Annotated in this window: 6 protein-coding genes; 5 read left to right on the forward strand and 1 reads right to left on the reverse strand. The window is 63.1% G+C overall.

Annotated features, from left to right (window positions below; all coding sequences use genetic code 11):
* Positions 1-294 precede the first annotated feature (294 nt).
* From D7I43_RS32030 to D7I43_RS32050, 5 genes are all read left to right on the forward strand, one after another.
* Positions 295-696 (forward strand): hypothetical protein, encoded by a 402-nt coding sequence (locus D7I43_RS32030; RefSeq protein WP_147427373.1) that lies wholly within the window; start codon positions 295-297, stop codon positions 694-696.
* A gap of 27 nt (positions 697-723) precedes the next feature.
* Complete coding sequence (locus tag D7I43_RS32035; RefSeq protein WP_147427374.1) at positions 724-1,593, forward strand: hypothetical protein; 870 nt, start codon at positions 724-726, stop codon at positions 1,591-1,593.
* A gap of 150 nt (positions 1,594-1,743) precedes the next feature.
* Complete coding sequence (locus D7I43_RS32040) at positions 1,744-2,904, forward strand: peptidoglycan-binding protein (protein WP_158610208.1); 1,161 nt, start codon at positions 1,744-1,746, stop codon at positions 2,902-2,904.
* A complete protein-coding gene (locus D7I43_RS32045; protein WP_120332296.1) occupies positions 2,901-3,602 on the forward strand; it encodes an ABC transporter ATP-binding protein in 702 nt (233 codons plus the stop codon). Before D7I43_RS32040 ends, D7I43_RS32045 begins: the two co-directional genes overlap by 4 nt.
* A complete protein-coding gene (locus tag D7I43_RS32050; protein WP_120332297.1) occupies positions 3,599-4,810 on the forward strand; it encodes an ABC transporter permease in 1,212 nt (403 codons plus the stop codon). Before D7I43_RS32045 ends, D7I43_RS32050 begins: the two co-directional genes overlap by 4 nt.
* A 297-nt stretch (positions 4,811-5,107) precedes the next feature.
* Here the strand turns inward: D7I43_RS32050 and D7I43_RS32055 are convergent, their stop codons facing one another.
* Complete coding sequence (locus D7I43_RS32055; protein WP_120332298.1) at positions 5,108-5,362, reverse strand: hypothetical protein; 255 nt, start codon at positions 5,360-5,362, stop codon at positions 5,108-5,110.
* Positions 5,363-5,545: the final 183 nt, after the last annotated feature.

The following is a 5,545-nucleotide window of genomic DNA, read 5'->3' on the forward strand; positions in this document are numbered from 1 at the left end:
TGGGCTGGCGTCAGCCCGGTGAACGGGAAGATCCACTCGGCCCGAGCTGCGGAGATTACCTGCACCCAGGCATCATCGACGACCGTCCTCAACGGACAGAGGCCGGGGTTACGAGACGTCCCTTAGCCACGATGGACGACTACCCGGCGTGATCATCGGCGCAACGGTAAACAAGCTGCAGTCGATGTGACTGTTGGTGAAGCTTTCCGACTGTTAGCGTTACGCACCCAAGCCTGGACGGCGGCTGCGGCACTGGCATGCCGCAGCCGCCTCGACCCGCGGAAAGAGGGTTGCATGAGCACTACGGGCCTCAAGGCAAGATTAGCGCAGGTGCTGATCGCGGCTTTGACTGTGTTCGGATTGACCATGGTGGTCAGTCCGACGGCCGCGCACGCCGACGACTCGCGCTGCACCACCAACTACAGCGGATGGTGGTGTCTCTACGATGCGAAGAGCTATGGCAGCGCTCCGTACCTGGAGACGGTCTGCACCACCTCGCGCGTCTCGCTGGAGCAGTGGTTCTGGGACGACACCAGCTCTTGGCGGCACCGTCAGACCGGCGGCGCATACGTCTACGCCTATGATTGGACCGACCTGTTCGGCGCGATCCATCTCTGGACGATGTCCGGTCAAAGCCAGGACGGTGACGTCAGTCCGTATGACAATATGATGGATAGCTTCCGGAATTACTGCTAGGAGCCTTCGGAATTGAGGACCTACCGGTTGACCCGGCTACTGGTTCTCGCGGTCTTCGTCCTCGCCGGATGTGGTCTGACCACGTCCGGCGAGGATGCCGCCGACGAGCCAGAGCTGGACGTAGCTGCGGTTGGCGCGGATCCGAGGAATGTTTCTTTTCCTCTCGACGTAAGCCGCGTCACAGGCGAGCAGTCATTGGTGATCATCCATGCGCGAGATCTTGTCATGCAACGGTGCCTCGCGCGATTCGGCTTTGACCTCCCGATGCGCCCACCCGTCGGCCAGGACTCCGCCGACATCGCGAGCTTCGGACTCATTGATGAGCGCCGAGCTCAGGAGCGCGGCTATCTGAGAGACATTAAGGAAACGGGGCCGGAATTTATCTCGCAGGTTCCGCCTGAGGCAACACCGGTGCTTACCGGTAACGTTGGCACCTACGGTGGCGTACCAGTGCCCGAAGGCGGTTGTCAGGGTGAGTCTTTCCGGGCCGTAACTGGTGGCGACAGCATGCCGAAGGATGGCAACTTCGTTGAGAGCCTACGGCATGAGGCGTGGAGCCGCGCGCTGGATGACAGCCGCGTCCAACGGTTGCTCAAGCAGTGGCGCTCATGTCTCAAGGATGCAGGCTTTCCCGAGTTCAAGGACCCCGGCGAGACGTATACCTATTGGCAGGGAAAGCGAAAGCCGAAGGTGAACACGCCCTCCCAGGAGGAGGTGGCGATGGCGGTGGCTGACGTCCGATGCAAGCAGCAGGTGAAGCTGCTGCCCACCTGGATCGCTGCCAACGTCGCATACCAGAATAGGTTGGCCGAGGAGAACGCTCAGCGTCTTGCCGAATACAAGGCTTATGTGGCGAAGTCGATGGAGTTGGCCAATCAGATCGTCAGCGGTGGTTAGTCGGTGACAGGCAAGAGACCTTCCGGTCGGGGTTTGCTGGTCATCGGAACTGCGGCAGCGGTCACAGCGATCGGCCTCGGCCTCGGCACGACACGCCTGATCAAGTCTCCACAACAGGCGATTGCCGATGCGGCCCCACCATCCCCCACCGTGCTTACAGCAACTGTCGAGGAACGGGTCCTTTCGCGGACTGTTGTGCTGCGCGGAGAGGTTGGCGCATCGCGCTCGTACGAGGTAACGCCGAATCCCGGGGGAGAGTCGGCCCCTATCGTCACCGCCGTCAACGTCAAGTCCGGGTCGACTATCAAGGCCGGCAAGGTAGTGTTGGAGGTCGGCGGCAGGCCCCTCATCGTGCTACCCGGAAGCAAACCGGCGTACCGAAACCTGCGTCCCGGCTATTCGGGACCCGATGTGGCGCAACTACAAGCCGCGCTGCGCCAACTCGGCTACGACCCAGGCGACGTTGACGGCGAATTCGGGGCAAGCACCAAAACCGCGCTTACCGACTTCTACGCTGCACTCGGCTACGAGCCGGTGCCGACGGCTCCAGATGACGCCGTCAAGCTCGACGCGGCCAAGCAACAGGTGACGGCCGCCCGACGAGCTCTCGACGACGCCAAGGCAGCACTGGCGGGACGCGTGGGCGCGGACCGATCCGCCGCGGTCAGGGCAGTGGAGAGGGCGAGGGAGGACCTCGCCACCGCTGACAAGGCCTACAAGGAACTGGCCGCACTTACCGGGCCTACACTCCCGCTGTCCGAGTACGTCTTCTTGCCGTCATTTCCTGCGCGGGTGGACGGGCTGCAGGCGAAGGTGGGCGCCGCTGTGTCGGCACCCGCGATCACCCTTGCAAGCGGAGCACTGCAAGCCGAGGGCCTCCTCAGCCCAGCCGACCATGAGCTGGTCAAGGTAGGAATGCGAGCCGAGCTTGCTTCGGAAACCGTCGGTGAGGCGGTACCCGGCCGGGTAGCTATGGTCGGTGAACTCGTCGTGAACCGGGACGATGGGGGCCGTAACGGTTATCCAATCGTCATCGTGCCCGACAAGCCCCTTGCAGCGGCGATGGCAGGGCTCAACGTACGGATGACGGTCACTGCTGCAAGTACGTCCGGCAGCGTTCTCGTTGTACCAGTCTCGGCATTGGTGGCAGGCGCTAACGGCACAGTTTCAGTGATCCGCCGCGATCCTGATGGGACCCAGCACCGGATAAGCGTTGACACCGGACTGACAGGCGACGGGTACGTTGCCATTACAGCGACGCAGGACAACCTCAGCCAGGGCGATACCGTAGTTGTCGGCATCAGACAATGACAGTTCCCGTGCTGCCGCAAGGCTCCTCGGTTGTTCGGCTAAGTGGCGCGGGAGTGACATACCCCGGTCCTCCGCCCGTGCCGGCGCTGAGGAACTGCGACCTAAGCGTGAGCCGCGGTGAGTATGTGACCATCATCGGCCCCTCAGGGTCCGGGAAATCGACCCTGCTAAACATACTCGGCCTGCTCGATCGTCCCACCGAGGGTCGCTACATCCTTGACGGTACGGATACCGGAGGTCTCAAGGATCGCGATCGAGCCGCGCTGCGGGCCCACAAGATCGGGTTCGTCTTCCAGGCATTCCACCTGCTGTCGCACCGTACTGCCGAGGAAAACGTCATGCTTGCCGCGTTGTATCGTGGTGAGTCGACCGCTAAGCGACGAGCAGCCGCTCGAGACGCCCTTATTCGAGTGGGGCTGGATCACCGGAGCAAAGCCCTGCCAAGCCAGCTTTCTGGTGGCGAACGGCAGCGGGTGGCCATCGCCCGGGCAATCGCCGCCCGGCCAACTCTGCTGTTGTGTGATGAGCCTACTGGCAACCTTGACTCAGCCACGGCCGAGGATGTTCTCAATCTTGTCGATGACCTTCATCGTGAGGGGCTCACGGTCCTGATGATCACCCATGATCCACGTGTTGCCTTGCGAGGTATGCGGACGATTGCTATCCACGACGGGATTGTGACCGAGGTACAACGATGAGGTCTCGGCTACGCCTACGAGCACTTGCGGATGAGGCAGCCAGCGGAGTTCTTGAGCGCCCGGGCCGAACAATCCTCACGCTCCTCGGAACCGTGTTGGGCGTGGGTGCTTTCGTCGCTGTCCTCGGTCTTACGGCTACCGCCAGCGGGCAGATTAGTAAGCGATTCACCGCCCTGGCCGCCACGGAAGTTACGGTCGAGGAAGCGGACCGAGAAGACCTTGCGGACGACCGCAGCAGCTTCCCAGACGACGCGGACGCCCGAGTCGCCACTATCAACGGCGTCATCAACGCAGGCGTGTACTGGGCGGTTTCACCGGAGGTGGTCGGTCACGTGACCGGTGTCCCGCTGATTGGTGTGCAAGAAAACGTAGCGCAGGTACTAGCCGCGTCGCCCGGATTCCTGAAGGCGATTCGACCGGAACTGGCGACCGGTCGGCTTTTCGACGAGGTACACCAGATGCGGCAGGACCGGGTGGCAGTCATCGGCGATAGCGTAGCGTCATCGCTCGGCATCGGTGACCTCTCCCAGCAACCCGCAATTTTCATCGGGGGTATACCGTTTACCGTGATCGGCGTCATCGGGCAGGTGCAACGACAGCCGGAGGTGCTGCAACAGATCCTCATACCCAGTCATACCGTTGAGGCCACTTGGCCAGAACGCGTCCGTAGCATGGAGACCCAGCGAATGCTCGTCGAGACCCGACTCGGCGCGGCGGATGTCGTCGGATCCCAGGTCGCGGTAGCCATCCGGCCCAACCGTCCCGAGGCCTTCCGCGTTCTTACTCCACCTGACCCGAAAGACCTGAGCGAGGCGGTCAGCACCGACCTCGGCAATTTGTTTTTGACACTCGCCGGCGTTTGTCTCGTCATCGGAACGGTGGGCATCGCGAATACAACCTTGGTCGCGGTGCTGGAGCGACAGCACGAGATCGGGCTCCGTCGCGCGCTCGGAGCCCAGCCGAGACATATCGCCGCGCAGTTCCTAGCCGAGAGCACGATCCTCGGTGGGCTTGGCGGGATCGCTGGCGCCTCCGCCGGTATCGGCACCGTCGTGATAGTTGCAATCGCTCGCGACTGGACGCCGATCATCGCAACCTGGACTGCCTTCGCCGCACCTGCCGTAGGCGTCGTCACGGGCCTACTAGCTGGCCTCTATCCAGCAATCCGCGCCGCCCGTGTCGAACCGGCCGAGGCTCTGCGTCGATAATCCAAGACGGACAGCAAACTGGCCGGTCGTGATTCGCAGTGCACCGTTATCGGCCATCGCGGCAAGACGGGTGCCGGCTCGATCAATAACGCGCTAATCATCAAAGGTGGACTCGCCGCTGGCAATTGACCTGGTTGCAGCCATTAACGTCTCTCACGACCCCCGGGTCAGCATCATGAAGGGTGCCGGCACGAGTGCGGGATCGACGCCGGTGTCCGAGGAGAGCCGTGCGCAGGGGAAGATGAGCGGCGCTGGACAGAAGCGGAGACATTGGCACCCGCCCGGCCGTACCGCTCGCTATCGGCGGGAGACGGGGGCGTCATAGATGTTCCTTGCGGTCAAGGAGTCGTCTCCGTCCCGATGCAGGCCTGCCTGCGTGAGGCGGCGGGCATAGGCGTCGCGTAGCTCGTGAGCCGCGTGGTGCTCGCCGAGCGCGGTGAGGAGGTTCACCGCGCGGGTGTGCAGGTGGGTGTTGTAGGGGTCGATGCGGATGGCGGCCTGCAGCAGCGTGAGGGCGCGTCGAGCGTCATCGGCGGTGTCGGTGAGGGCCACGTGGGCGTCGATGACGTGTCGCCGGATGGTCTCGCGGATGGGGTGAAGCCAGGGCCGGGTGTGTACAAATAACGGCTGATCGACCGATCAAGGGAGAGACGCCAGATGACGACCGAGACCACCTCGGGGCAGGAGCCGGCCGCAGGGTCGGTGGGTGCGGTCACGGATGAGCAGTTGATCGCG

Origin of the sequence: Micromonospora globbae (assembly GCF_003610785.1) — a bacterium.
GTDB classification, from domain to species: Bacteria; Actinomycetota; Actinomycetes; order Mycobacteriales; family Micromonosporaceae; genus Micromonospora; species Micromonospora globbae.

What these genes read in the sequence shown, in the direction of transcription:
- D7I43_RS32030 (WP_147427373.1), top strand. Translation starts at nt 295, where the DNA reads ATGAGCACTACGGGCCTCAAGGCAAGATTAGCGCAGGTGCTGATCGCG.
- D7I43_RS32045 (WP_120332296.1), top strand. Translation starts at nt 2,901, where the DNA reads ATGACAGTTCCCGTGCTGCCGCAAGGCTCCTCGGTTGTTCGGCTAAGT.
- D7I43_RS32050 (WP_120332297.1), top strand. Translation starts at nt 3,599, where the DNA reads ATGAGGTCTCGGCTACGCCTACGAGCACTTGCGGATGAGGCAGCCAGC.